Raw genomic sequence first — 4,505 nt, 5'->3', positions numbered from 1 at the left:
GATCGATGTCGGTCGGACGATTGATGACGAGGCCGAGCGCACCGCGCTCGCTGTGATCGCAAAGATAGACCACCGTTCCCGAGAACGTCGGATCGGCCATGTTCGGCATGGCGATCAGGAACTGGTTGGTGAGATTGATGCGATCGGAAGGCTTTGACATGGTTTGAATTTTAGCAAAGACGCCGCGACCTGACCGGGCCGCGATCAACAAGCAACGCCGCGCCACGCTGGCAACGGCGCGCGCGGATCACACGGCACTCTAACACGCGCGCGGGCGCTGTCGGCAGCGTGTTGCAGGCCCGCGCGGCAAGGGCCGCCGTCGTGTGTCCGTCCCCTTGTTCGTCAGGTCCGGCCGAGCGCCGTGCCGAGCGCTTCGGACGCCGCAGTAAGATCCGGCGGCGCGACGCCGGCCGCGATCTTCAGAAGCGCCGCGCGCAGCATGTCGGACGCGTGGCGGTGCGCATCGAGGCCGCCGTCGGCAAGCGGCACGCCGTGCGCCGCGCGACGCCATGCCAGACCGAGCGTGTCGGCCAGCAGCGCCGCGTGACCGAGCCCGAGCGCGCACGCGGCCGTGCCGACCCGGTAGGCGGCGGCGGACGCATGCCACGCGGCGCCCGGGTCGGCCGCGGCCGGGTTGGCCGCAAGGTCGGCCATCGATGCATCGGCAGTCTGCAGGAAATCCTCATAGGCATGCGCGTTGACGGTCACGACGCCGAGCGCGCGGGTCGGCGCGGCGGTGACCGCCTCGTGCTCGGCCCGCGCGGCATCGGCCTCCCACAAGGCTTCGGAGGCTGGCGTGCCGGCCACGTGCCAGTCGACCGTCAACCCGTAGTCGTGCAGCACGTCGACGAGCGCGACGTCCTCGGCCGCGGCGCCGAACAGCGCGAAATCGCGCCACAGCAGCGCCACCGTCTCGCGCACCAGTTCGGGCGGCGCGCTGCGCCGGCCCTGCGCGTGTTCGCCGAGCAGCAGGTTGGTCCGCGCGAGAAAGCGCTTCAGCTCGGGCGCGCCGCTTGCGCGCAGCGCGCGCACGCACGCGGCCGCGAGCCGCCAGAAATCGTACGGCCCGTCGTCGGTGAGCGCGGCCAGCATCGCGTCGAGTTCGTCGAGCGCCGCGCCCGGCGCGCCGGGCTCGGCACGCAGCACGCCGAGCAGCGCCTGCTCGTAGCGGGCACGAATCCGGATCGCGAATGCATCGGGCAGCGCGCGCAGCGTGGCAGGCGGCACCGCGCGGCCGACCAGCGCGAGCGCATCGAGCGGCGCGCTCGTGCGCAGGTCGGCGGCGCTTTGCGCGCGCAACGCACGGAAATGCTCGAAGAGAATGGGCGAGCACGCAAGCTCGCGCAGGTTGTGGCGGCCGACGGCCGCACGGAAATCGCGCAGCGCGGCACGCCAGCCGGCCGAGGTCGGCTCGGTGGCGAGGAGCGGCACGGTGGCCGACAGTTGTCCGGCGAAACGCGCGGCCGGCAGCCAGCCGGCTTCCGCGAGCACCGCCGCGGCCGCGGCAAGCGGCGCCGCTGCATCGTCGCGCCGCTCGAATGCGTCGGCGGCCGCCGCCAGCCATGCGTCGGCCGCACGCACGGCCCCGCCACGCGGGTTGGGCAATGCGTCAGGGTGGGGAACGTTCGCCGGATCGGACGTCATGGACACGCGCGCCTGTCATCGTCAAGTCGCTCGCGCGAACCGCGGCGCGCGAACGCCGGGCCGGTGCGAGGCCTGAGCGGAGTGCCCGTGGGCGACGGGCCCGGTCAGATCTGGACCATCTCGAAGTCTTCCTTGCGGGCGCCGCATTCGGGACACGTCCAGTTGATCGGGACGTCTTCCCAGCGCGTGCCCGGGGCAATGCCCTCTTCCGGCAGCCCGGCTTCTTCGTCGTAAATCCAGCCACAAATCAGGCACATCCAGCTCTTGTATTCCATCTTAAGCCGCGTCGGGGAAAAGTCGGTAAATTCGGGAGCCATGATGGTACCGTGTCGGGGCCGGACTGCCTAGCAATCGCGCTGGAGGACGGCGCCTACGTTGCGCTGCGCTAAAAAATCCGTCGTACCGGCCGGATTCCACCGCATAATGGTTGAAAAGTGCGGCCTGCCGGGCAACACAGGGCCGAACCCGCCCATTCGCCTCGCCGTCCGCATGTCCGTCGCTCGTCCGTTTTTCTCTTGCCCCATTTTTACATGTCCAGCAACGCCCCTCCGATCGTCCTCACCTTCGGCCTGTCCGATCCCACCGGCGGCTCCGGCCTCCAAGCCGATCTGATGACCCTGGCGAGCATGGGCTGTCACGGCGTGTCCGTCCTGACCGGCTATACCGTGCGCGACTCGGCCGCCTGCGATGAAGTCACCGGCCTCGACCCCGATGTCGTCGCTGCGCAGGCGCGCATGCTGCTCGAAGACATGCCGGTTGCCGCGTTCAAGATCGGCGCGGCGACGCGCGCGGAAGTCGTCAGCGCGATCGCCGAAGTCGTCGCCGACTACGACGGCGTGCCGCTCGTGCTCGCGCCGGACTTCACGCTCGACGACGAACACGTGCTCGCCGCCGACGACCTGCGCGAATCGATCGCCGACCTGCTGGCGCCGCAAACCACGTTGCTGGTCGCCGACCACGCGACGCTGATCGCGCTCGCGCAGCCGGACGGCGATGCCGAGGCGCCGAATCTCGACGCGGCCGTGTCGCACCTGCTGTCGCAGGGCTGCGAATACATCCTGTCGTCGGAAACCGGTTCGCACCGGCTCGTCAATACGCTGTACGGCGAGGAAGGCCAGCTTCGCGAAGACATGTGGGATCGCTCGCCGCACCGGCTGATGGGCATCACCGATACGCTCGGCGCGGCCATCGCGGCGCTGCTCGCGAACGGCCAGGAGCCGCCCGAAGCCGTGCGCGAGGCGCAGGAATACCTGTACCAGGCCGTGCGCGACGCGTTCCGGCCCGGCATGGGCGCGTACCTGCCCGATCGGTTCTTCTGGGCGCGCAGCAATGACGACTCCGACACGCCGCCGGCCGTGAAGGCCGATCTGGTGCCGAGGACGTCGCATCGGCATTGAGTTGCGCGCGGCGGGCAGGTCCCGCCGCCGCGAACGGCATGCCGAATTCCACGTGCAAATAAAAAAAGACCCGCATCGCTGCGGGTCTTTTCTTTTGGCTGGAACGCGCATCGCTGCGCGCTCCGGACACCATCGACCGAAGTCGATTACATGTCCATGCCCATGCCGCCCATGCCGCCCGGCATGCCGCCCGGCATCGGTGCGTCTTCCTTCGGCAGTTCTGCGACAGCTGCGTCCGTCGTCAGCAGCAGGCCAGCAACCGAAGCTGCGTTCTGCAGTGCGGTGCGCGTGACCTTGGTCGGGTCGACGACGCCGGCTTCAACCATGTCGACGTACTCGCCCGTTGCTGCGTTGTAGCCGTAGTTGCCCTTGCCTGCAGCAACTGCCGCCACCACGACGCTGGCTTCTTCGCCGCCGTTCGTGACGATCTGGCGCAGCGGCTCTTCCATTGCGCGCAGCACGATCTTGATGCCGGCGTTCTGGTCGGCGTTCGCGCCGGTCAGGCCTGCGATCGCGGTACGAGCGCGGATCAGCGCGACGCCGCCGCCTGCCACGATGCCTTCTTCCACAGCTGCGCGGGTTGCGTGCAGTGCGTCTTCGACACGTGCCTTCTTTTCCTTCATTTCGACTTCGGTCGCAGCACCGACCTTGATCACTGCAACGCCGCCTGCCAGCTTGGCCACGCGCTCTTGCAGCTTTTCACGGTCGTAGTCCGACGTCGCTTCTTCGATTTGCGCGCGCACTTGCTTCACGCGTGCTTCGATGTTCACGGCTTCGCCTGCGCCGTCGATGATCGTCGTGTTTTCCTTGCCCACTTCGATACGCTTCGCCTGGCCCAGTTCTGCCAGCGTTGCCTTCTCGAGCGTCAGGCCGGTTTCTTCCGCGACGACTTGACCGCCGGTCAGGATCGCGATGTCTTCCAGCATCGCCTTGCGACGATCGCCGAAGCCCGGCGCCTTGACCGCAACGGTCTTCAGGATGCCGCGGATGTTGTTGACGACCAGCGTCGCGAGTGCTTCGCCTTCGACGTCTTCTGCGATGATCAGCAGCGGACGGCCAGCCTTCGCGACTTGCTCGAGCACCGGCAGCAGATCACGGATGTTCGACACCTTCTTGTCGTGCAGCAGCACGAACGGGTTGTCGAGGACGGCGACTTGCTTGTCCGGGTTGTTGATGAAGTACGGCGACAGGTAGCCGCGGTCGAACTGCATGCCTTCGACGACGTCGAGCTCGTCGGCCAGCGACTTGCCGTCTTCGACGGTGATCACGCCTTCCTTGCCGACCTTGTCCATCGCTTCAGCGATGCGATCGCCGATCGACGAATCGCTGTTCGCCGAGATCGAGCCGACCTGTGCGATTTCCTTGTTGGTCGTGCACGGCTTGCTGATCTTCTTCAGCTCTTCGACAGCCGCTGCGACTGCCTTGTCGATGCCGCGCTTCAGGTCCATCGGGTTCATGCCCGAT

Annotated in this window: 5 protein-coding genes; 1 reads left to right on the top strand and 4 read right to left on the bottom strand. The window is 67.8% G+C overall.

Annotated elements, in window-relative coordinates; translation table 11 throughout:
• The 3 genes from JMF90_RS25435 to JMF90_RS25425 form a co-directional block, all read right to left on the bottom strand.
• Positions 1–160, bottom strand: a 160-nt coding sequence (locus JMF90_RS25435) for a YqgE/AlgH family protein (RefSeq protein ID WP_201325574.1), incomplete at its 3' end; no start/stop codon positions are given.
• Positions 161–342: 182 nt separating this feature from the next.
• On the bottom strand, positions 343–1,644 hold the full coding sequence (locus JMF90_RS25430) for a hypothetical protein (RefSeq protein ID WP_125380787.1): 1,302 nt from the start codon (positions 1,642–1,644) through the stop codon (positions 343–345).
• A 104-nt stretch (positions 1,645–1,748) separates the two neighbouring features.
• Positions 1,749–1,919, bottom strand: coding sequence for a rubredoxin (locus JMF90_RS25425; RefSeq protein ID WP_004186709.1), 171 nt, complete (start codon positions 1,917–1,919; stop codon positions 1,749–1,751).
• A 255-nt stretch (positions 1,920–2,174) separates the two neighbouring features.
• Here JMF90_RS25425 and JMF90_RS25420 point away from each other — a divergent pair, with 255 nt between their 5' ends.
• Positions 2,175–3,041, top strand: a complete 867-nt coding sequence (locus JMF90_RS25420; protein ID WP_054927441.1) for a hydroxymethylpyrimidine/phosphomethylpyrimidine kinase — start codon at positions 2,175–2,177, stop codon at positions 3,039–3,041.
• A gap of 146 nt (positions 3,042–3,187) precedes the next feature.
• On the opposite strand, the gene groL is transcribed toward JMF90_RS25420, so the two are convergent.
• Positions 3,188–4,505, bottom strand: a 1,318-nt coding sequence (gene groL, locus JMF90_RS25415) for a chaperonin GroEL (RefSeq protein WP_201325573.1), incomplete at its 5' end; no start/stop codon positions are given.

Origin of the sequence: Burkholderia sp. E168m23 (assembly GCF_016586125.1) — a bacterium.
Classification (GTDB): domain Bacteria; phylum Pseudomonadota; class Gammaproteobacteria; order Burkholderiales; family Burkholderiaceae; genus Burkholderia; species Burkholderia orbicola.
This window is presented reverse-complemented; position numbering and strand designations above follow the sequence as displayed.

What these genes read in the sequence shown, in the direction of transcription:
- JMF90_RS25430 (WP_125380787.1), bottom strand. Translation starts at nt 1,644, where the DNA reads ATGACGTCCGATCCGGCGAACGTTCCCCACCCTGACGCATTGCCCAAC.
- JMF90_RS25420 (WP_054927441.1), top strand. Translation starts at nt 2,175, where the DNA reads ATGTCCAGCAACGCCCCTCCGATCGTCCTCACCTTCGGCCTGTCCGAT.
- JMF90_RS25425 (WP_004186709.1), bottom strand. Translation starts at nt 1,919, where the DNA reads ATGGAATACAAGAGCTGGATGTGCCTGATTTGTGGCTGGATTTACGAC.